The organism is Crocosphaera sp. UHCC 0190 (assembly GCF_034932065.1).
Classification (GTDB): domain Bacteria; phylum Cyanobacteriota; class Cyanobacteriia; order Cyanobacteriales; family Microcystaceae; genus UHCC-0190.
This window is the reverse complement of the sequence record NZ_JAYGHP010000012.1, coordinates 17,528-37,585: the sequence shown is the minus strand read 5'-3', so window position 1 is coordinate 37,585 and position 20,058 is coordinate 17,528. Positions and strand designations below refer to the sequence as shown.

General features: G+C 37.3%; 21 protein-coding genes. 6 read left to right on the top strand and 15 right to left on the bottom strand.

The window, feature by feature from the left end; translation table 11 throughout:
- Positions 1–8 precede the first annotated feature (8 nt).
- The 3 genes from VB715_RS16260 to VB715_RS16250 all read right to left on the bottom strand — a co-directional run bounded on the left by VB715_RS16260 (position 9) and on the right by VB715_RS16250 (position 2,227).
- On the bottom strand, positions 9–623 hold the full coding sequence (locus VB715_RS16260; RefSeq protein ID WP_323302266.1) for a gamma-glutamylcyclotransferase: 615 nt from the start codon (positions 621–623) through the stop codon (positions 9–11).
- Between the two features lie 72 nt (positions 624–695).
- Positions 696–1,337 carry a cofactor assembly of complex C subunit B gene (locus VB715_RS16255; RefSeq protein WP_323302265.1) on the bottom strand — a complete coding sequence of 214 codons (642 nt, stop codon included), beginning with the start codon at positions 1,335–1,337 and terminating at the stop codon, positions 696–698.
- A gap of 38 nt (positions 1,338–1,375) precedes the next feature.
- The gene (locus tag VB715_RS16250) at positions 1,376–2,227 is read right to left on the bottom strand and encodes an MBL fold metallo-hydrolase (protein ID WP_323302346.1); all 852 of its coding nucleotides are present in this window, start codon (positions 2,225–2,227) and stop codon (positions 1,376–1,378) included.
- Positions 2,228–2,549: 322 nt separating this feature from the next.
- Here VB715_RS16250 and acsF point away from each other — a divergent pair, with 322 nt between their 5' ends.
- Positions 2,550–3,626, top strand: a complete 1,077-nt coding sequence (acsF, locus tag VB715_RS16245) for a magnesium-protoporphyrin IX monomethyl ester (oxidative) cyclase (protein WP_323302264.1) — start codon at positions 2,550–2,552, stop codon at positions 3,624–3,626.
- Positions 3,627–3,921: 295 nt separating this feature from the next.
- Here the strand turns inward: acsF and leuC are convergent, their stop codons facing one another.
- Positions 3,922–5,325: a 3-isopropylmalate dehydratase large subunit gene (gene leuC, locus VB715_RS16240; protein WP_323302263.1), complete on the bottom strand. Its 1,404-nt coding sequence runs from the start codon at positions 5,323–5,325 to the stop codon at positions 3,922–3,924.
- Between the two features lie 99 nt (positions 5,326–5,424).
- On the opposite strand from leuC, the gene VB715_RS16235 reads away from it, so the two are divergent.
- On the top strand, positions 5,425–5,985 hold the full coding sequence (locus tag VB715_RS16235) for a Uma2 family endonuclease (protein WP_323302262.1): 561 nt from the start codon (positions 5,425–5,427) through the stop codon (positions 5,983–5,985).
- Between the two features lie 41 nt (positions 5,986–6,026).
- On the opposite strand, the gene VB715_RS16230 is transcribed toward VB715_RS16235, so the two are convergent.
- The 4 genes from VB715_RS16230 to VB715_RS16215 all read right to left on the bottom strand — a co-directional run bounded on the left by VB715_RS16230 (position 6,027) and on the right by VB715_RS16215 (position 9,568).
- Complete coding sequence (locus VB715_RS16230) at positions 6,027–6,452, bottom strand: DUF29 family protein (protein WP_323302261.1); 426 nt, start codon at positions 6,450–6,452, stop codon at positions 6,027–6,029.
- Positions 6,453–6,652: 200 nt separating this feature from the next.
- Positions 6,653–7,303, bottom strand: coding sequence for a PEP-CTERM sorting domain-containing protein (locus tag VB715_RS16225; protein WP_323302260.1), 651 nt, complete (start codon positions 7,301–7,303; stop codon positions 6,653–6,655).
- A 276-nt stretch (positions 7,304–7,579) separates the two neighbouring features.
- The gene (gene pap, locus VB715_RS16220) at positions 7,580–9,073 is read right to left on the bottom strand and encodes a polyphosphate:AMP phosphotransferase (protein WP_323302259.1); all 1,494 of its coding nucleotides are present in this window, start codon (positions 9,071–9,073) and stop codon (positions 7,580–7,582) included.
- A gap of 15 nt (positions 9,074–9,088) precedes the next feature.
- Positions 9,089–9,568, bottom strand: coding sequence for a hypothetical protein (locus tag VB715_RS16215; protein WP_323302258.1), 480 nt, complete (start codon positions 9,566–9,568; stop codon positions 9,089–9,091).
- Between the two features lie 296 nt (positions 9,569–9,864).
- Here VB715_RS16215 and VB715_RS16210 point away from each other — a divergent pair, with 296 nt between their 5' ends.
- From VB715_RS16210 to VB715_RS16195, 4 genes are read left to right on the top strand one after another with little or no spacing between them, the layout of a single operon-like run.
- Entirely contained in the window at positions 9,865–10,560 is a 696-nt protein-coding gene (locus VB715_RS16210) for a cytidylyltransferase domain-containing protein (RefSeq protein ID WP_323302257.1), read from the top strand.
- A gap of 37 nt (positions 10,561–10,597) precedes the next feature.
- On the top strand, positions 10,598–11,557 hold the full coding sequence (locus VB715_RS16205; RefSeq protein ID WP_323302256.1) for a phosphoglycerate dehydrogenase: 960 nt from the start codon (positions 10,598–10,600) through the stop codon (positions 11,555–11,557).
- Positions 11,554–12,291, top strand: coding sequence for an SDR family oxidoreductase (locus tag VB715_RS16200; protein ID WP_323302255.1), 738 nt, complete (start codon positions 11,554–11,556; stop codon positions 12,289–12,291). The genes VB715_RS16205 and VB715_RS16200 overlap by 4 nt, the downstream gene beginning before the upstream one ends.
- Before the next feature lie 38 nt (positions 12,292–12,329).
- Complete coding sequence (locus VB715_RS16195; RefSeq protein ID WP_323302254.1) at positions 12,330–13,172, top strand: 6-hydroxymethylpterin diphosphokinase MptE-like protein; 843 nt, start codon at positions 12,330–12,332, stop codon at positions 13,170–13,172.
- Between the two features lie 15 nt (positions 13,173–13,187).
- On the opposite strand, the gene VB715_RS16190 is transcribed toward VB715_RS16195, so the two are convergent.
- From VB715_RS16190 to VB715_RS16160, 7 genes are all read right to left on the bottom strand, one after another.
- Positions 13,188–13,823 carry a cyclase family protein gene (locus tag VB715_RS16190; protein WP_323302253.1) on the bottom strand — a complete coding sequence of 212 codons (636 nt, stop codon included), beginning with the start codon at positions 13,821–13,823 and terminating at the stop codon, positions 13,188–13,190.
- A gap of 19 nt (positions 13,824–13,842) precedes the next feature.
- On the bottom strand, positions 13,843–14,814 hold the full coding sequence (locus VB715_RS16185; RefSeq protein WP_323302252.1) for a glycosyltransferase: 972 nt from the start codon (positions 14,812–14,814) through the stop codon (positions 13,843–13,845).
- Between the two features lie 46 nt (positions 14,815–14,860).
- Entirely contained in the window at positions 14,861–15,694 is an 834-nt protein-coding gene (locus VB715_RS16180; protein WP_323302251.1) for an FkbM family methyltransferase, read from the bottom strand.
- An 83-nt stretch (positions 15,695–15,777) separates the two neighbouring features.
- Positions 15,778–16,602 (bottom strand): glycosyltransferase family 2 protein, encoded by an 825-nt coding sequence (locus tag VB715_RS16175; RefSeq protein ID WP_323302250.1) that lies wholly within the window; start codon positions 16,600–16,602, stop codon positions 15,778–15,780.
- Between the two features lie 22 nt (positions 16,603–16,624).
- Positions 16,625–17,695, bottom strand: coding sequence for a hypothetical protein (locus VB715_RS16170; RefSeq protein ID WP_323302249.1), 1,071 nt, complete (start codon positions 17,693–17,695; stop codon positions 16,625–16,627).
- Between the two features lie 81 nt (positions 17,696–17,776).
- Positions 17,777–19,243, bottom strand: coding sequence for a hypothetical protein (locus VB715_RS16165; protein ID WP_323302248.1), 1,467 nt, complete (start codon positions 19,241–19,243; stop codon positions 17,777–17,779).
- A gap of 94 nt (positions 19,244–19,337) precedes the next feature.
- Positions 19,338–19,970, bottom strand: coding sequence for a response regulator transcription factor (locus VB715_RS16160; RefSeq protein WP_323302247.1), 633 nt, complete (start codon positions 19,968–19,970; stop codon positions 19,338–19,340).
- Positions 19,971–20,058: the final 88 nt, after the last annotated feature.

Genomic DNA, 20,058 nt, shown 5'->3' with positions numbered 1-20,058 from the left:
CCTTAAACTTAAGCAGACTTATCCAAAGAAATCATCTGATTTTGTTGTAATTGTAATTGATACATATGATTAAATAAATTCCAACAATATTCTTCAGAAAGTCCGCAGGTAATAGCTCCCCTTAACACGACATTAAAATACCAATCATTGGGAGCTAACTCTTGAGGTAATTTATCAATGACCACATAAGTCCTCACATCTTGATAAACTTTACCCTGACTATAAATTGTGACCATCTCACGACGATAACCATTATGGGGGACTTCTTCCCGTTCGTCCAAGCCTGTGCTAAACCGCCAAGGAAGCTGATACAATACCCCTTCTACCTTAGCATTAACATCAGGAACCACATCTAACGCCCCACAGTTACGCCGTAGGGAACGACGATAAAACCCCAAGCGATACCCTGGTAAAATTCCCGTTCCTATGACATAATCATGGGTATTCTCCCCAAATGTCCGCTTTAGGTCTACAGGACACATACAGGAACCATAGGCAAAATAATAAAATGAGGATTCTGAGGTTTCCTGGGGTTGCCAATGACTGCCTTGATGATGAGAGGAAGTGATTGCTTTGCCTGAATCAGTGGCAATAAAAGTCGGGGAATTCGGGGTTTGACTCATGGTTTTTTTGGGATAAGCATCAAGAGACAGCTCTGAGTTTAACGTTCCCGTAATGGGAGTTATTGTTACAATCTAACTGAAAGTTTCTAAGGTTAAGGCCAGTTTATCAGCAATTCCTTCGATCCAGTTTTCATCTTGTTTGGTATAACTGCGGGGAACATTGGCCCCTAAAATCATTACCCCATTTTTTCCCAATGGTTGACAGATAACCCCTTGAGTATTTTCGGGTAAGTAATCAAACTCTATTTTGCCTGGATAAAGAGTTAAATTAACCAGATAAACAGGCTTTTGGGTTTCCAAAACCCGTTGCAAAATTTTGCCAGGAGTGACTTGAGGGTTTTTCCCTAAAATGCCCCGACGAAGTAACACTTTATCCTCATAATACAGGACAAAAGCTTGAGTAACGGTATTAGTTAATACCAGATGGGAGGCCCAAGCGAGTTCGGTTTTGATAACATCAGATAGGTTGGGGTCAAATTCTATCCCTTCCTCTCCCATTAGGGTAACAGCATCAGGCGATCGCGGTTGGATTTGTTGCCAAATTAATCCTACTAATATTAACACCCCACTTAAGATTACTCCTAATACGTCAGATCTGGCTTGAGACTCAGTTAATTGTAAGGTTGTGAAGCGGTTAATGAGTAATAAAATGCCGCCTAAACTGCCAGCAAAAAGGGGAATTAATTTTAAGATTCGATTAGGATCTGATTTCATTTTAATTCGGGAACAGTTTCTGATAGTCTATCTAATTTTTAGCTTTTTAAATCAATTACAGCCCCTTCTTTCGCTAAAATCGCCTTGGTAAACACTCCTTTAACTTGTTTTTTTATATCATCTAAAAAATCATCATTATGGGCAGGATCATGATGAAATAAAACTAATTTTTTGACCTGAGCAGCTTTAGCCACTTTAACCGCTTCTTGCCAAGTAGAATGACCCCATCCTACTTTACTAAATTTCGGATCATAATATTCTTCATCTGTGTAAGTTGTATCAATAATCAAGACATCAGCATTTCTGGCTAAATAGATCACATTTTCATCCAAATGATCGGGAAAATGTTCCGTATCTGTCATATAAACTGCCGTTAAATTTTGACAACTTACACGATAGCCTAAAGCTTCCCCAGGATGATTTAATTTTCCCGTTTCTACCGTCACATTGCCAATTTTAATATTTTCCCTGGCTTCGATATCATAAAATTCTAAATTCGCTTGCATAATTTGCAAAGGAACGGGAAAATTAGGGTGTAACATTTGATCATGTAGACGCTGTTTAATCGTTGCCCCATTTGGTGCTGGTAAACCATAAATATGAAACTTATTACCAGGGATAAAAGCAGGGGCAAAAAAGGGGAAACCTTGAATATGATCCCAATGAGAATGGGTAAAAAATAAATGACCAGTAATAGGCATTTCCGACAACATAGACTTCCCTAAAAGCCGTAGTCCCGTTCCCCCATCAAAAATTAACCTTTCTCGGCCAACCCGCATTTCCACACAGGAGGTATTGCCCCCATAACGAACGGTTTCTGTCCCTGGACAGGGGATACTGCCTCGAACTCCCCAAAATTTTATCTCAAAGCGATCGCAGATGGTAGACATAAAACTTCCGCAGGACGCGGTTAATTCCATCGAACTGATCTTTAGGATATCAAGATCTTGACCCAAATGGGCCTAAAATTCCCGTCATTTTTCCAATGAATCAGCTAACACATACATTATTAACTTATTAATTGACAACTTTTTTAACATAAATTGACAATATGTTGTAACTCTTAATAAAAAGGGGGATCACTAATGACATAGAGCCTGGTAGACTGTGATTCAAGCCTCGTAGATCCCTGCTGAAAACGGTAACAGTTTGTTACCCAGTGAGTTGCACGAGTCATCGATTGATTCAAAAAAAATCTCTTTAAAACAAGCTATGGTCAATACCCTTCAAAAACCTGAATTTGAGGAACTACGTCCAGGTATTAAAGTTCCTGCCAAAGAAACCATCCTCACCCCTCGCTTCTACACCACCGACTTTGAAGCGATGGCAAAAATGGATATTTCAGTCAACGAAGAGGAATTACTTGCCATTCTCGAAGAATTTCGCACTGACTATAACCGTCATCATTTTGTCCGTTCTGAGGAATTTGCCCAGTCATGGGATCATATTGATGGGGATACCCGTCGCTTGTTTGTGGAATTTTTAGAAAGGTCTTGTACTGCCGAGTTTTCTGGGTTTCTGCTTTACAAAGAAATGGGAAGACGCTTAAAAGACAGAAGTCCTGTCTTAGCTGAGTGTTTTAACCTGATGTCCCGTGATGAGGCTCGTCATGCTGGTTTCCTCAACAAAGCTTTATCGGATTTTAACCTCTCTTTAGACCTAGGCTTTTTAACCAAGAGTCGCAAATATACCTTCTTCCAGCCTAAGTTTATCTTCTACGCGACCTATTTATCAGAAAAGATTGGTTACTGGCGTTATATCACCATTTACCGTCATTTAGAACAACATCCTGAAAACACACTCTATCCTATTTTCAACTTCTTTGAAAACTGGTGTCAGGATGAAAACCGTCATGGAGACTTTTTTGATGCCATCATGAAGGCTAGTCCTGCTATTTTAAATGATTGGAAAGCCCGTCTCTGGTGTCGTTTCTTCCTGTTGTCCGTCTTTGCGACGATGTATCTTAATGATATTCAACGGTCTGATTTTTATGCCTCTATTGGCTTAGATGCCCGTGATTATGATAAATATGTCATTGAGAAGACCAATGAAACGGCGGGTCGTGTTTTTCCTGTGATGTTAGATGTGGAAAATCCTGCCTTTTACGAAACCTTAGAAGTCTGCATCAAAAATAACGAAAAATTACGGGAAGTTGACGCTTCTAACAGTCCTGCTCCCTTAAAATTCTTGCAGAAATTACCTGCATTTGTTTCCAATGGGGTGCAATTTATAAAACTGTATTTCATGAAACCGATTCGGGTTGATCAGTTAATTGGAACTGTCCGTTAAGTTTTGAGTTAGTTTACGTTTTAATGACCCGCTACGGCGGGTTTTTTATTTGTCGTTGTTGAACTTACCCCTAATATGCTATGCTCAAGTCAATACCATACATTTGTATTAATTAGGTCCTTGTACTGTAGATTCGGATACTGAGAGGCAAAATGAAAGGAGAGCTTCTCAAAAGGTTATTTCGTGCGATCGCCACAGAAGATAGAGAGGCGATCGACAAATTGTCGTACCTTGTGATAACTGAGGCAGAAGTCAGAATATAAGCCATATAAGGTGGGCAATGCCCACCCTAAGGTTAGTTTAACTCACGAATATCAGAGACTTTGCCATTAACTGCCGCAGCAACTACCATGGCCGGACTCATTAACAAAGTCCGTCCGGTAGATGACCCTTGACGACCTTTAAAGTTACGATTAGAAGAAGAGGCACTGATTTGATCGCCCTGTAACTTATCCGGGTTCATGGCCAAACACATAGAACATCCGGCCTCACGCCATTCAAACCCCGCGGCCTCAAAAATTTTATCTAACCCTTCTGCTTCTGCTTGAACTTTGACTCGTTCTGAACCAGGAACCACAAAAGCTTTGACTCCTGGGGCCACATGATGGCCTTGCACAACTTTGGCCGCTTCCCGTAAGTCGCTAATACGTCCATTGGTACAACTGCCAATAAAGCAGACATCCACCTTGGTTCCTTTTATGGGGGTTCCTGGAGATAACTGCATATATTCATAAGCTTCTTGGGCGATCGCGCGATCGCCTTCGGGTAAACTGTCAGGAGTCGGAATACTTTCACTCACTCCAATACCCTGGCCGGGAGTGATACCCCAGGTGATGGTCGGTTCGATTTCAGACGCATCAAAACGGACAATATCATCATATTCTGCATCCGCATCAGAAGCCATACTACGCCACCAAGTAACCGCTTGCTCCCAGTCTTCTCCTTGGGGGGCAAAGTCCCGTCCTTTCAAGTATTCAAAGGTAACATCATCGGGGTTAATATAGCCACATCTGGCCCCCCCTTCAATGGACATATTACAAACTGTCATCCGTTCTTCCATAGACATCGCTGCAAAGGTGGTTCCGGCGTATTCGTAAGCGTATCCTACGCCCCCTTTAACCCCTAATTTACGGATGATATGAAGGACGACATCTTTGGCATAAACTCCAGGGGGTAACGCCCCATTTACCTCAATTTTACGGACTTTTAGTTTCCCTAGTGCTAGGGTTTGGGAGGCTAAAACATCTCTAACTTGAGAGGTTCCAATACCAAAGGCGATCGCTCCAAAGGCCCCATGAGTCGAAGTATGGGAGTCTCCACAAGCAATGGTCATTCCTGGTTGGGTTAGTCCTTGTTCCGGGGCGATCACATGGACAATGCCTTGATTTCCTGACCCAATGTTATAGAAGCGAATGCCGTATTCTTTGGCACTATTTTCTAAGGACTGCATCATCTCTTCTGCTAGGGTATCAGCAAAAGGACGGGCCTGGTTTTCTGTGGGGACAATATGATCAACTGTAGCAACAGTGCGATCGGGATATAATACTTTGAGTCCTCTTTCTCGCAACATGGCAAATGCTTGGGGACTGGTGACTTCATGGATCAAATGTAGTCCAATAAAAAGCTGGGTTTGTCCTGATGGTAAGATTTTGACGGTATGGGCATTCCAGACTTTATCGAAGAGGGTTCCTTTGCTCATGGAGGTAAAGTATTTGTGGAGATAATTGTTTACATAGCCTTTATGGTAGCTTTTTCAGGATTAAAATGAAAATTAAGCTAGGTTAACTAATTTACGATTATGGTTATTGCTTCTCCTCAAATTACTTTAGAAGAATTTTTGCAACTGCCTGAAACAAAACCGGCCAGGGAATATATTAATGGGGAAATTATTCATAAACCGATGCCAAAAGGGAGACATAGTAGACTACAAGGTAAGCTTTGCTCGGTGATTAATCAAGTTACAGAAGATGGAAAAATAGCTTATGCTTTCCCTGAATTAAGATGTAGTTTTGCGGGACGTTCCATTGTTCCTGATCTTGCGGTATTTTATTGGTCAAATATTCCTTTTAATCAACAGGGAGAAGTTCCTGATAATTTTAATCTATCTCCTGACTGGACGATTGAAATCTTATCTCCTGAACAACGTCCAAACAAAGTAATTGGCAATATTCTTCACTGTTTACAAAAAGGCTGTAAATTAGGTTGGTTTATTGATCCTGATGATCATAGTATTTTGATTTTTTTGCCTGAACAACAACCCCAATTATTCAAGGGAGATCAGGTTTTACCTGTATTAGATAATATTCCTGTTAATTTAACGGTTGAAGAAGTTTTTGATTATTTGAAAATGGATAATTAAAACATTTGTAGGTAGGTTAACCTCATTTGAACTCTAGGGGTTTAATCAGATAAAATTAAAGACATACCTTGATTAATTAATGTTTCTTGATCAATCATTTTTTCTAATTGTTGAGGTTGATAACGTCCTTTTTCTACTTCTAAGGATGCCCCATCAATGGCTTCTGGATAAGCTTCAATTAAGGCTAATTTTAACTCTTCTGAAGATAAATAATATCCTCCTGCTTTGCGGCGTTTATTCTTTCGTTTAATTTGTCGCACCGCATTACGAATAGAAACATCCCAAGAATGAGTCGTTCGCTTTTCAACTGTTTGTTTTATTAAATGAATTAACAAAACAACAGCATAACTAATAATATTACTAATTTTGTCGTCTTTGCTCATTTCTTCCAATTCTTCAACAATAAGCAATGATCCTTGCAGATCTCCCTTTAACAATTTCTCTTTGAGTTCTAGTAATTCTTCCATAATTTTTAACCCTATTTGTTTAAATTTTAAACTATTTTTTTCTTAAGTAAGCACACAAAATTAATTACACAAACCGCCATTGTGGATCATTAAGATGAAAAACTTAGCATTTTTTTAAGCAAAAACCCTAGAGTGCATACTGTCTACTCTAGGATTATCTTAATGTTAATTATAAACAAAAGAATTATAGGCAACTAAAACTAGGACTTACGACGACGACTCGCTAAACTAGCAGCACCCACAGCTAATAAACCAACAATGGTGGTAGGTTCAGGAGTAGGAACAATATCAGGAGGGGAAGCTAGAGTTGCAGAGTAGTTTACAATACCGCCAACAGTGGTGAAGGCAAAGCTAAGACTAGCATTAGAATCATCAAAGCCTGTACCAGTGATTGTGCCTAAGAAGAACAAATCAAGGGAGTTGCTATTAGCAGAGCTACGAAAGAAGCTGCTAGCTGTGAAGGTTGCAGGATTTCCCCCTGCGGTAAAGTCAACTGAGAAAGGTAAAGCAGCAGATAGGTTTAAGGGATCGTTATTGATAACCACTATAGAAGCGAGATTAACCTGGAAAGCTCCAGCAGTACCACCACTAGAAGCATCATAAAAGTCGTTAGGTAGCACTGAACTACCAGGTGCTTGGTAGGTGGGAGTGTTAAGGTTAACAACATTTAGTGCGGGAAAGTCGATAGAGGTAGCTGCTGCCAAGTTGGGCCCCACAAAGGTGGTACCAGTACCAAATCCAGTAAAGCCCATGTTAGCGTTCAGTTGAGCAGCTTCAGCTATACCGCCCATGGTTGAGGCGGCAATGGAGCCAGAAGCTACTGCTGTCAGGGTTTTGAGTGTAAGGTTCATAGACTCCTCATGTATGATTGTTAACGACTGTTTAGATTACTGATGAAGTTCATCAGTAAAATTACATAGTTTATACTATGCTTACATTTTCGGAAAAGTCAAGGTCATTTAGAACAATTAATGGTTAAAAATCCTTAAAGAGAGTCTGTTTTTCAAAGAAGTCGGGTGAGCAAGACTACACAACTTGAGTTCGATCTCAGTAAATTTACGGGCAATTAAAGTTAAGATAGCATTCGAAACAAGTAGGGGCATAATATATTATGCCCCTACGACTAATTAATTGCGTCGTTTTAACTCAGCTTCAATGGCATTAATGACCGTTTCTAAAACATGAACACGGGCATAATATTTATCATTTCCGGGTACAATAGACCAAGGTGCAGAAGGGGTACTGGTACGAGCAACCATTTGATTGACTGCCACATAATATAGAGGCCATTTTTCCCGATTTCGCCAATCTTCATCCGTTAATTTATAACCTTTAAAATGGCTATCTTTTCTCTCTTCAAACCGTCTTAATTGTTCTTCATAACTAATATGTAACCAAAATTTAACTAATACATATCCTGCGCTAGTTAATTGGATCTCAAACTCATTAATTTCCTTATAAGATTGTCTCCAGTCTAACTCAGACGCAAACCCTTCAATTCTTTCAACTAATACCCGTCCATACCAACTACGATCAAAAATGCCAATGGTTCCCCCTCCCGGAATATGTCGCCAAAATCGCCATAAATAATGATATTGTTGCTCCTCAAAAGTTGGAGCAGCAAAAGCATTGACTTTATAACTTCTGGGGTCTAAAGTATCAGTAAGACGTTTAATTGCCCCTCCCTTACCGGCTGCGTCCCAACCTTCAAATAAGACTAAAACGGGAACCTTTTCTTTAAAAATCTTTAATTGCAACTGTCGCAGTTTGATTTGCGCTTCCCCTAACCGTTGTTTGTAATCTTCTTTAGGGAGATGCAAACTCAAGTCTACCTTCTCTAAAAAATCCGGTTCTGTGGGTTGTAATTCCGTTTGTGGGGGTAGGGCCGGAATATCGGTTTTCGGGAGTTTTAGACGGTCTAACGCTTGGGTAATGGTAGCAACTATCTGGGATAATACTTTAACTCTCGCCCAGTATTGACAGTCCCCTTCTACCAACGTCCAAGGAGCATGACCCGTACTGGTATAGGTTAACATTTCCTCAGCCAAAGCCGCATATTCATTATACCGTTTGGCCTGTTGCCAATCTTCCTTACGGACTCGCCATGATTCTAATTCATCAGACTCATATTTTTTCAGTCGCTTTTTCATCTCTTTACGACTCAAATGAATCCAAAATTTAGCGATCGCAACGCCGTCATCTACTAACTGACGTTCAAAGGCATTAATATCGCGCATTAACAGGGAAACACCCCCATCTGTCACCCTTTCAAATAAACGATCTTCTAAAACATGGGTGTACCAACTATGATAAAAAATACCGATGCTACCTTTTGGGGGTAATTTATGCCAAAATCGCCAGAGAAAAGGATATTTTGTCTCATGTTCTGTTGCGGCTAAAATGGGATGAACCGCAAACCCACGGGGGTCCATATAACCAATGGTTTTCTCTAATAACTTACCCTTCCCCGCAGCGGCCCAACCTTCTAAAACAATGACGACAGGAAGCTTATTATCCCAACAGTCTTTTTGTAGCGATCGCAACTGTCGCATCAATGCTTCTATTTGAGACTGATAAGTTTCTTTATCAAGGGTTAATTTAAGATCAAGGGTATCTAACATTATTTTCCGAATCAATTACAAAGAGGAATTGGTATTAGGTGCGACTTCAATACTCGGTCTTCCCATGGGGTTTTTAGGTCCTTCTAATAAATCTCCCAGAGAGTTGAGGGTGATTCCCATTTGTTCTCCTGCTTGTTTTAAAGCTATTTTTAACTGTTCAATATCCTCACCGTAACCACAGAGCTTGGCCGTGGTTTCAATACCTTGTTCAGCATTCGCTCTGGCACAATTAATTAAATCAGTACCTGTGAGGGGAAATTGTCCCGACAACATTTGCTCTTTTGACTGGCCCCAATAAGCACTATAAGTCCAAATTTCTTGCTCCCCTTCCATTTCCAAGGACCATCGATAAATAGCTGATTTGGGATTTATTCCCACTTCAATCAGTTTAGCTCCCATGTAATATTCTATTTGATTTTTTGTTTTTTCTCTTAATAGGGTTGATTGTTTGCGCTTCAGAGAACGAGTAATATGGGCTTGGGTGGGTTTAGGCATAATTTTATTCCTCTATCTTATCCTTCGATTTGACTAATTTTCCCAGATTGTAAATCAAGCAAAATTTTAGTGAAGTAAATTAATTTTTCTTAATAAAAATTAAGATTTTCTCGATTATCAGGAACCAATATTGGCTATTAACTATAATCATACCACTTCTAAAGTTTGGTTAGACAAAACATGAGAAATTAGGTAAAAAGCCCTAAACCCTTGAGACTTTTCAAAGTTAATCTGGTTCAAAGCAGACCTCTAGGGTGTATGCTAAAGGAATTAATTATAAGCATTAAATTTTCATTATGGCTGCTAATTCACCACAACCAACGATTGTCGCTTTTGTTCCCATGCGTCACTCTAGTGAGCGAGTCATTGGCAAAAATTACCGTCTTTTTGCGGGAAAACCCCTTTATCATTATGTGGTTGAAAGTTTACTCAACTGTCCTCAGATTACTCAAGTTTGTATTGATACGGATAGTCCAAATATAATTGAAGATGCTCAGCAAAATTTTCCTGCAGTAAAAGTTATTTTACGTCCCGAACATTTAAGATCTGGAATGACTCCCATGAATGATGTTTTACTGAATTCTGTGGCGCAAGTTCCCGCAGATTATTATTTACAAACCCACAGCACTAACCCTTTATTAAAATCGACAACGATTTCTAAAGCAATTGATTTATTTTTTAAAAGTCCTGACTATGATAGTTTATTTGGGGTAACTCGTTTACAAACCCGCTTATATGATGCAGAGGGTAAAGCGATGAATCATGATCCAAATGTTTTACTAAGAACCCAAGATCTACCCCCAGTTTATGAAGAGAATTCTAATCTCTATATCTTTACTAAAACTATCTTAGAAGAGAGAAAAAATCGGATTGGTTATAAACCTCTCATGATTGAAATTGAACGAGATGAAGCTTGGGACATAGATGAAGAGGTAGATTTTCGGATTGCGGAATTACTCTATCAGACTAGACAAAAAGCCACTAATGATTAACAATAAAAAATAATCCAATTAAACAATTATAACTCAGATGACTTGGAAAATTCTGATTACTTGTCCCCCCATGTTGGCCTCGATTGATAGCTGTCAAGAACGCTTTAAACTGGAAAATCTTGAAGTTGTCACTCCCAACATTGTTCAACAACTTAGTGAAGAGGAACTTTGTCAAATTATTGCTGATTTTGATGGTGTGATTGCTGGTGATGATCCCTTTAGTGCGAAAGTGTTAGAAATCGGTAAAAAAGGCAAATTAAAAGTCTTAGCTAAATGGGGTATTGGAGTCGATGCTATTGATTTAAAAGCCGCTAAAAATTTAGGAATTTATACTTCAAATACCCCCAATGTTTTTGGGGATGAAGTAGCCGATGTCGCTCTTAGTTATACCCTATTACTGGCACGACAATTACATAAAATTGATGCAGCAGTCCGTCAAGGAAACTGGCTAAAAATTCAAGGCACTTCTTTACGGGGTAAGGTTGCGGGTATTATTGGGGTGGGTAGTATTGGAGCGGCGATCGCTCGTCGGTTTCATGTCATGGGTATGAATTTATTAGGTTATGATGTGCGCCCAATTGATGAAAAATTATGTCAAGAAATTAACTTAAAACAAGTTGATTTAGACGAATTATTTCAAGAAGCAGACTGTATTGTTTTAGCCTGCAATTTAACCCCAGAAAACCATCATTTGTTGAATGAAAAAGCATTTAACCTGATGAAAGATGGCACATGGTTAGTGAATGTTGCTCGCGGCCCCATTGTAGATGAAAAAGCTCTCATCTCTGCCTTAGATAGTGGTAAAATAGCTAAAGCCGCCCTCGATGTTTTTGAGTCGGAACCCATGACCACCGAGAATCCTTTGGTAAACTATGAACAGGTAATTATGGGCAGTCATAACGGTTCTAATACCAGAGAAGCTGTGCTACGAGTTAATCAAATTGCCATTGATAATTTAGTGCGAGATTTAAAACGCGCTGCTGAGGAAAACTCATGAAACCTGTTGTTTTAATTACCGGAGTCGCGGGAGGTATTGGCCAAGCAACGGCCCAATATTTTACCCATCAAGGATGGTTAGTAATTGGGGTAGATCGTCAAAAAAATGTCCAATTGACCGATATTGATGATTATATAATAACGGATGTCTCTGATGAGACTCAAATTGCGTCAGTGGTGCAGAAACTTGATAGAGTAGACGGGTTAATCAATAATGCAGCCGTGCAAATTTGTAAACCTCTGGTTGAGATGGATGTGACAGAATGGGATCAGGTGATGACGGTGAATTTGCGGTCAGCATTTTTATTCGCTAAAGCGGCCTATCCCTTATTAAAAGCCAGTCAGGGGAGTTTGGTCAATGTGAGTTCTGTTCATGCGATCGCCACCTCGGCCAATATTGCGGCCTATGCTGCGAGTAAGGGGGGGTTAGTGGCGTTTACCCGTGCTTTAGCCATTGAATGGGCGAAAGATCAGATCCGCGTCAATGCAATTTTACCAGGGGCTGTGGATACTCCCATGTTAAAATCTGGGTTAGAAAGGGGTCATCTTTCAGGCAATAATGTGGATGAGTTAATGAATCAATTAGCGGCTAAAACGGTGATTGGTAGAGTAGGGAAACCCTCAGAAATTGCTCAAGGAATCTTCTTTTTAATTAGTCATGAAATGTCTTCATTTATGACAGGTCAAACTTTAGTTGTAGATGGAGGAGCAACCATTAGATTAAGTACAGAATAAAGTTTATTATTATTAACCAACCAAGCAAAGATTAACCCATGAATACCATATTAAGCAAAAGCCTTGAACCCCTCAAAGAGAGAGTAAGATTAGCCCTTAATTATAGCCATGATGTTTACGATTATGGAATTGAAAGAGCAGAGTATTATGAATGGTACCTAAAACACTCTAAACGGTTACAACAATTTAAAAATTGTCATCGAGGAGAAAGTTGTTTTATTATTGGTAATGGCCCATCCCTCAATCAAATGGATCTTAATCCTTTAAAAGAGGTTCATACTTTTGGACTTAATAAGATTTATTTAATCTTTGAAAAAGTCAATTTAAACTTAAGTTATCATGTGTCTGTTAATCCTTTAGTGATTGAACAAAGTGTTAACAATTTTACTGCCCTTTCTTGTCCTTCATTTCTCTCTTTTAAATCCTTTTGTGAATATCGCAAAAAGCAAGAAAATTCCTTAAACATTCCCGACAATCTTTATTTTGTTCTCACCTCATCAACTTGTCATTTTTCATCTAATATTGCCCAGAAAATTAACGAAGGCTATACAGTGACTTATGTCGCAATGCAAATTGCTTTTTATATGGGCTTTAAGCAAGTTTTTTTAATTGGGGTAGATCATAATTTTAAAGCTGTTGGAAAACCCAATGAAAAGCAAACATTAAAAGGGGATGATATGAATCATTTTAGTCCTAATTATTTTGCTAATAAGGAATGGCAATTACCTGATTTAGAAGGCTCGGAATTGTCCTATCGAATCGCTAAATTTAATTATGAACGTTCTGGCCGCATTATTTATGATGCCACAGTTGACGGGAAATTAGACATTTTTCCGAAGATTTCCTATGAAGAAGCCTTAAGTATGTGTAATAAAAAATAAAGACTCCATAGTGATTCAAATTTTTTGTAAAATTACTCTAGCTGGCGCACCTTCTACTCCGGCTAATTTAATGGGTAAACAGATTAATTCATAGACTCCCGCAGACACATTAGTTAAGTTTAGTCCTTCGATAATAACCACAGATGATTGTAATAAAATTTGGTGAGTTTCTGGCCCATCATAAAAGCGTTGAATGGACAGATAATCAATGCCAACTAATTTAATGCCTTGATTCACTAACCATTGGGCTGCATCGGCGGTAATTGCCACAAAATCACGGTTAAACTCTCTCACTTTATTCTCCCATAATTGGGAGTTTTTGGTCTTCAATAATAACCGCTCAATTCCCGTGGGTAAGTCTAACCCTTCAAGGGTTTCCGTTGTAATCACATCAACGGTAGATAAATCAGCCACATAAACTTTACCAATTAATATCTCTAAAGATACTTGATCGACACTATTTCCCCCTTTAACAAAATGTAAAGGAGCATCAATATGGGTTCCTGTATGGACACTAAACTGAATACTGGTGTCATTGGCAATATCCCCTTTTTCTAAATCTAAATCACGGCTAAACTTAACAGGGGGACTACCTGGCCAACTGGGTAATTCAGGGGAAACAGGCACGGAAACATCAATATAGTTAGGCAAAATTATTCTCCTTAGATTACTAAATTTTTTCTAGGGGTTTTGACTGATTAGAATAGTCAATTGTTGGACGGTTATTATCCAATTGGGATGACTTATTTTGACGAGATAAACGACGAGGATAATAAAAAGTTTCCTTAAGTTTAATATTAATATTTCCTTGTTGTGTAAACCCTTGATAAGTTCCCCAAAATTGCATTAACCGAAAGATGGGAATTGAAAAAAAATTTTCTAGCAATACTCTATCATGCCAAGCATGAAAATAATCACTAATTAAGTTTGTGATAAATAAACGCAAGAAATCCCGAAAATAAAAATGTTCTTGGGGATAGATATTTTTAAGAGCGATCGCTTCTCGACGGTAACGATTATAAATCCGTTTAGGGGTTTCATCATGAACATGAATAATTTCTGCTTCGGGGACATAAGTAATACGATATCCTAAAGAAATCGCTTTTTTAGCCCAATCTAAATCTTCCAATCCTGTTAAACTTTCATCATAGGGAATTTGTTTCCAAAGCGATCGCCGAATAGCAGCATTAGCATTATTACAAAAAGCATGAGTTTGATCAACAATAGTTTGATGATCAGGAAACCAAGTCATAAAAATTTGTTGTTCTGCATATTTTGTGGTTTCATTTCCTCTTTGTTTTCCATAGGTTAGGGCAATATCGGGATCATCAAAAGGGGCAATTAATTTTTCTAACCAGTCTTGATATTCAGGATAAACGTGCGCGCTGACAATGACAATAAATTCTCCTGTTGCTGCTTGACACCCCAAATTAAGGGCCCGTCCAAAAGAAAAATCTTCCGGCTTAATTGATAATAGTTTGATGGGATAACGAGAGGCAATTGAAACAGTGCTATCTGTGGAACCAGAGTCAACCACAATAATCTCTAAATCTTGGGTTGTTTGCTGTATCAAACCGCTAAGTAATCGACCAATATGTTGTTCTTCATTGTAACAGCGAATGACGATAGATACTTTAGACATTTTCTTAATCCTTAATGGATGCTCACGGTTTCTACTATTTTGACAGTTAACGACCTTTGATGAAATTATATAAGCGTTGAACCCCAGGAATATTTTTGATATTTTGGCGCAGTTGAGTGATTTTCTGAGCTTTTTGTAATTGGCGTAGTTCCTTTAAATAAGTGTCTAAAGTGACTTGAAATTTTTCTTGCTCACCATCGGGGACAAATATTAGATTACCCCATGCTGGTTGATGATCAAGCGGATAAGGAAGACATTGAATCCAAACATGGGGGTCAGTTTTTACCCCTTCTCGACCATATTCTTTGATAGCTTGCCATTCAGAAATAAACGTAGTGTAGCCCCGTTCTTTCATATACAAAGCGACATCATGATGAGTGTAACTAAAATTAGGTTGTGTTCGCTCATCCATAAACTCAGTCATTACCAGTTCAGGAAAATAGTTCTGAAAATCAAACCCTTTTAGGGCAAAAAAATCAGCCCCTTCTATGTCTATCTTAAGCAGTGTTACCGAGGAAATTTGCTGTTCTGCTAAAGCATCATCGAGTCTTACCGTATCAACTTCATAAGCTAATTGATGGGTATCGTGCCAAGGTTTGAGAGAATGAATTCCGTAGTGTTCATTACTAACATAGAAGGGAACTTTCTCCCCCCCAATATTGGAAACCGCTTTAGGAATACAAGTTACTTGTTCAAATCTTTTGAGTTTTTGCTCAAATACTGCCCTATTTTTGGCTTCTGGTTCAAAGGCTAACACTTGCCAACCTTTTTTGGCAAAAAGAGTCGATACAGTCCCTTGATGCGCCCCTACATCCACTAAAAAAGGGTTAGAACTTTTAAAGGGATAGGTCGCTAATAATGTTTCCTCTGAAAATTGCATGATAACCTCTATTGTTTTGATCTTACTTTACAATTGAAACATATTTATCTCTATTTTTTCTAGATTTTTGGATAAGGGCTAATTTAAACTTGCAACATTAGTTTTATTCTCTGAAGTAATTGGTCAACTTTTCTGGTTTTTTTCTGATGTTTAAATTGTTTTTCAAATAAATTAGGGGGATAATCAAGTTCTTGATTCTTATAGAATTCATAAAGTTTGGGAAAAAGAATGGTTTTAAAGAATTCTTGATGGTCAAATTTTTTATTTTTGAAAGTTGTGTTGTTATGTTTTCGGTAGAAACTTAAGTAATCAGGAATTGAGTAAACTAGACCAAATACAAAGGCTGTTCTCATTATATAAGCGTCTGCACAAATCCGAAATTCTGTTGGTAGAGGAAAAATTTTTTCAAGGATACTTTTAGGAAAAGAAAGTCCTGATGTCGGAACAAAGAAATCAATATTTTTGGTTCTTTTCATTTCTTCAAAGCAGTCTCCTGTTGGCAAAACTAACTTATATGGCTTTGTTTTTCCATCTGACCAGATCTCAAGTCCATGTTGAAGTATTGCATAACGTCCTTCTAGAAAATTGTGCCATTTAACAATTATTTCTAGTTTTTCTGGTTTCCACCAATCATCACTATCTAGGAAAGAAATAATCTCCCCTTTCGCTAAAGTAAACCCCTCATTAAATGCAGAAGCTTGTCCACCATTTTCTTTAAAAACTGTCTGAATACGATGATCTTTATAGGAGTTAATTACTTTTTTAGAATCATCTGTTGAACCATCATCGACGATAACTAGCTCAAAGTTTGGATAAGTTTGAGCTAATACACTATCAATCGCTTCTCCAATAAACTTACCATAATTATAGTTACAAAGGATCACAGAAATTAATGGTTTTTCATTCATGATAATTAAGTTTTAGTGACAATTACAGACTATCCAAAATTAGGGTGTTGACTTTTTTTAACACTTTTTTCATGGGATTAGGAAGACCAGAAACAAGTTGTTTAAAGTTTTCCTTGAGGTTTTTATTAAATTTTTCTCCCTGACTTAATTGATTTTCTTTCTGTCTAGTTTTCTCTAGCTTTCTCCTCTGTTGTTCTGTGATGAAATAACATTCTAGTCTGATTAAGTTTTCATAATTGTTATCTAATAATTTTTGTCTATAATTCTCATAGATAAGCTTAACTTTTTCTTGAAAATTTTCTGGTATTAAGTAACCTCTACTTGCTACTTTATCCGATTTTAATGGATTATATCCACTAAAGTGAAAAAAGGTTAATTTTGTTTCACTATTAACCCAATATTGATCGTCTGAATAACTAAGACTTCTTTCAAAGAAATTCCAGTAGCATACATTATAACCAGGGTTCTTTTCAATGTAAACTTTCTCAAAATATAAAGGAATAAAGTTTCCCCAAATTTGATCAACAAATAATCCAGAACCAGGTTGATAAAAGCAATATTTTTCAAGTCTTTTTTTCCACCAGTTTAACAATCTAAATGTTTCTTCGCTTCTTGCTGTTGCTATAAATCCCAAGTTATATAACCCTGTTCTGAGCATTATTTTCTCATAGTAAATATTGATATCAGCATTATCCATCGTAAAGCTATGGGGTGTTATGATGATATTGTATGACTTTAATTTATTTTCTAAATCTTTGAAATCATTGTAAATAAAAATATCAGGATCTAAATAAATCACCGATTCAATATTAGGATCACGCTGATAAAGATATTCCATGTAGAATGGTTTGACCGCTGTATTAAGTTCTACAATATTATACCTATCGCTCATCTTATCAAGTTCGGGAATTCCTATCTGCTCTAACTCGATTAGCTCATAAGGTTCCCAATAATAAGAATCTAGCTTATCATCAATTCTATCCACTAATCCAATCACAAACTTATAGCTAGGATTATGAAACAATAGTGAATCCCCTAGAGTTTTCGCTTGTGCTAAATAATTGGCTGAACAAAGGGTTAAGACAGTAATCATTGTGATTTTGGTATTACTCAGTAATAGTTGACTAAGATTGTAACTTTTGCTTTTGAAGATGTTTCTCAGAAAATTCAGAATTTAATTTTCTAAAAAAAGATTCAAAAAATTTCTATTTAAACTTATTTTTTTGTTTTCATTATAGTATACTTTACTTACTTTTAATGTACTTTCTTGCCTTTTCAAATATAGCATTTCTGAGGACATTATTTGTTTAATATCTTCTAAAATTTGATTTTCGGAAAGAGCAAACTCGTCAAAGCAACTTAAATCAGGGGTATGGTAACAATCGGGAGTTCTAAGCCAATAACTAGGCAAACCACTAGCAGCAGCAATGGCCAAAGCTCCGCTAAATAAACCAATCGCTACAGAACTCCGATTAATATCCATCTCAAGTTTAAATTGAGAATGTGAAAGTTCCAATTTTTCTGGATAGTTATTTTTACAACAAATCCAAAAATCAGAAATTTTAGCTTCTGGATGAGGTCTAATAATTACTTTATCTATATCTGCCTGAATAAGTAACTTCTCAAGTAGAATTTCAAGAGCTTTGATTTGAGAATTTAGTCCGTTAAACTTAACTGCTCTATCCACAGATTGATCAAGAATTAAAATAGTCCGTTTTTCAAAATTATTCGTCTGAATTTTAATGTCATCAATAATTGCTCCACAAACTCTGAAGTCATTACAAATATTGGTCTGTCCAGTTATACTAGAAAACTCTTGATTCAATACTTGTAAAAACTTAGCTGACTGTTCACCAAATGTAAGAAATCGGCTGACAGTAACAGGAACATCTAATGTGTGACTAATAACTCCATGTTGGAAAGCTATAGTTCTTTTACCTCTCCATCTTGCTGTTTCTTTAATTGGGAATGAATAAGTTTCCCACTCAACTCGCAAAATTGCTATATCAAATTCAATTTTTCTAGCAACCCAAAACCAAGCCAACATGGTATAAATTTTAGTTTGCAGTAAATCAGAAGAAAGTTGTAGATGTATCTTATGTTGAGCAAGTAAATTAGCAATATAATTATAATCTAGCTTTGCTATTATTTTAGAGATAAATTTTAATATTTTCTTATTGTGAGATTCAATGTCATCTTCGGGATTAATAAATGAAAGGTTTTGGATGTTTGTATTGATAAGCTTTTTTTTAATAGTTCTGGGTATTATCTCATCTCTAAAAATTACACATATTTTAAAATCTTCCTGAAGGAGTAGTTCTAGAAGATTACAGAGTAATTCTTGTTCTGGCTTACGAGCAAAAGTACAAAATGATGGGTTGATGACAAAATCAAATTTATCTGTAATATTTTTTGGGGTTTTTATCTTAATTAAAAATATAATGATCTTAATTAATATGTCCCCATTAAGATTTCTTAAAATATGTTTTTTAGGACTCAAAGAATCTGAAAATTTAACTCTGTAAATCAATTCACTGAAGTAGTAGTTGAACCTTGAATTCACTTCACCTAAAATCTTCTGTGATAGCCAAAACGCTTCGGCTTGTCCTTTTTTGGGAAAAGAAAAGTCTTCAAACATCATTATTTTACCAAAAATTCCTTAATATTATACATATTTTAATCTATTTCAATGATGGTTATGGGCGAATTTAGCTGTTAAGTTAATTGAAGGGTGACTATACCAGTCCAGAACGCAAAGCAATAACCGCAGCTTGTACTCGATCATCAACCGCCAATTTATTCATAATACCTCTCACATGGGTTTTAATGGTATTGGTACTAAGATATAAGTGTTCAGCAATTTCATTGTTACTTTTTCCTTCAACAATTAACTTTAAAACCTCTAACTCTCGTTCAGAAAGTAAACTAATATTTTGATTAACTTCTGGGGTAGGCGGTTTAAGATTATCTAATACTAATCTAGCAATTTGTGGATCAAGATAAGTGGCCCCATCTTGGGCCGCTTCGATCGCCGCTAATAACCGCTCTAAACTGGCCCCCTTAATACAATAAGCATCAGCCCCACTAGATAAAGCTGCCACTACCTCCGTTTGTAACGTATGAGAGGTTAACATTACCACATGAGTATTCGGCAACTTTTCCTTAATTTGTTTCGTGGCCGCAATGCCATCTAAGCGCGGTAAACCAATATCCATGACCACTAAATCTGGTTTCAGTTCCAACGCCTTCTGTACCCCAGTATAGCCGTCTTCAGCTTGTCCCACGATTTCAAAGTCAGGATATTCGCTCAGAGCTTGCTCTAAGCCTAACTGCATCAAGGGATCGTCTTCTACAATTAAGATACGCATTGTTCCTGAATGAGTATTGATGTTATTACTTTAGCCTGTTCCTGTAATCCTGTCCCAAAAACTAAAAAAAATCAGTAATTTTTGAGGG

Excerpts from the sequence above, each read along its gene's own strand:
- pap (WP_323302259.1), bottom strand. The coding sequence starts at position 9,073 with ATGTTAGATACCCTTGATCTTAAATTAACCCTTGATAAAGAAACTTAT.
- VB715_RS16160 (WP_323302247.1), bottom strand. The coding sequence starts at position 19,970 with ATGCGTATCTTAATTGTAGAAGACGATCCCTTGATGCAGTTAGGCTTA.
- VB715_RS16195 (WP_323302254.1), top strand. The coding sequence starts at position 12,330 with ATGAATACCATATTAAGCAAAAGCCTTGAACCCCTCAAAGAGAGAGTA.
- VB715_RS16170 (WP_323302249.1), bottom strand. The coding sequence starts at position 17,695 with ATGATTACTGTCTTAACCCTTTGTTCAGCCAATTATTTAGCACAAGCG.
- VB715_RS16260 (WP_323302266.1), bottom strand. The coding sequence starts at position 623 with ATGAGTCAAACCCCGAATTCCCCGACTTTTATTGCCACTGATTCAGGC.
- VB715_RS16210 (WP_323302257.1), top strand. The coding sequence starts at position 9,865 with ATGGCTGCTAATTCACCACAACCAACGATTGTCGCTTTTGTTCCCATG.
- VB715_RS16235 (WP_323302262.1), top strand. The coding sequence starts at position 5,425 with ATGGTTATTGCTTCTCCTCAAATTACTTTAGAAGAATTTTTGCAACTG.
- VB715_RS16205 (WP_323302256.1), top strand. The coding sequence starts at position 10,598 with ATGACTTGGAAAATTCTGATTACTTGTCCCCCCATGTTGGCCTCGATT.
- acsF (WP_323302264.1), top strand. The coding sequence starts at position 2,550 with ATGGTCAATACCCTTCAAAAACCTGAATTTGAGGAACTACGTCCAGGT.
- VB715_RS16250 (WP_323302346.1), bottom strand. The coding sequence starts at position 2,227 with ATGTCTACCATCTGCGATCGCTTTGAGATAAAATTTTGGGGAGTTCGA.
- VB715_RS16165 (WP_323302248.1), bottom strand. The coding sequence starts at position 19,243 with ATGATGTTTGAAGACTTTTCTTTTCCCAAAAAAGGACAAGCCGAAGCG.
- VB715_RS16230 (WP_323302261.1), bottom strand. The coding sequence starts at position 6,452 with ATGGAAGAATTACTAGAACTCAAAGAGAAATTGTTAAAGGGAGATCTG.
- VB715_RS16175 (WP_323302250.1), bottom strand. The coding sequence starts at position 16,602 with ATGAATGAAAAACCATTAATTTCTGTGATCCTTTGTAACTATAATTAT.
- VB715_RS16215 (WP_323302258.1), bottom strand. The coding sequence starts at position 9,568 with ATGCCTAAACCCACCCAAGCCCATATTACTCGTTCTCTGAAGCGCAAA.
- VB715_RS16255 (WP_323302265.1), bottom strand. The coding sequence starts at position 1,337 with ATGAAATCAGATCCTAATCGAATCTTAAAATTAATTCCCCTTTTTGCT.
- VB715_RS16180 (WP_323302251.1), bottom strand. The coding sequence starts at position 15,694 with ATGCAATTTTCAGAGGAAACATTATTAGCGACCTATCCCTTTAAAAGT.
- VB715_RS16185 (WP_323302252.1), bottom strand. The coding sequence starts at position 14,814 with ATGTCTAAAGTATCTATCGTCATTCGCTGTTACAATGAAGAACAACAT.
- VB715_RS16200 (WP_323302255.1), top strand. The coding sequence starts at position 11,554 with ATGAAACCTGTTGTTTTAATTACCGGAGTCGCGGGAGGTATTGGCCAA.
- leuC (WP_323302263.1), bottom strand. The coding sequence starts at position 5,325 with ATGAGCAAAGGAACCCTCTTCGATAAAGTCTGGAATGCCCATACCGTC.
- VB715_RS16225 (WP_323302260.1), bottom strand. The coding sequence starts at position 7,303 with ATGAACCTTACACTCAAAACCCTGACAGCAGTAGCTTCTGGCTCCATT.